1 protein-coding gene is annotated in these 430 nt (G+C 57.7%); it reads right to left on the reverse strand.

Annotated elements, in window-relative coordinates:
- Positions 1-202 precede the first annotated feature (202 nt).
- Positions 203-430: Tn3 family transposase (locus tag KP705_RS17985; RefSeq protein ID WP_215765279.1), on the reverse strand; the 228-nt coding region annotated here is incomplete at its 5' end.

The following is a 430-nucleotide window of genomic DNA, read 5'->3' on the forward strand; positions in this document are numbered from 1 at the left end:
CAGGGCATGATCGCGTTCGAGAAGGCGCTACCTGAGAAGATCCGCAAGAACGCCGTCCAGTGCATCGAATACCTGGTCACGTCCTCACCTGGCGCGTTCGAGAACCGGAACGCTGACCAGGAGGCGTATTTGGGGTCACGACACGAAAGTGTATTTTACGTACGCTTAGGGTGAACACCTACAGAACCGCCAGCATTGGGGTTCAAGCGACAAGCAGGGATGCAGGCACCCGAAGCGGACGTAACGCGCCCGCTTCGGGCTGCTCATCGACATTCCAGCGATAGTCCCCTGTCAGAGAGATATGCTCCCAGCCGAGGGGTGCAATATGCCGCGCCAGGTCATCGGAAATGCCGAGCGTTGCGATGGCAGACTGAAGATAGCGCGTATTCCATAGGATAACCGCTGCCACCAGCAGGTTTAAACCTGACGC

The organism is Gluconobacter sp. P1D12_c (assembly GCF_018812105.1).
Lineage (GTDB): Bacteria > Pseudomonadota > Alphaproteobacteria > Acetobacterales > Acetobacteraceae > Gluconobacter > Gluconobacter oxydans_A.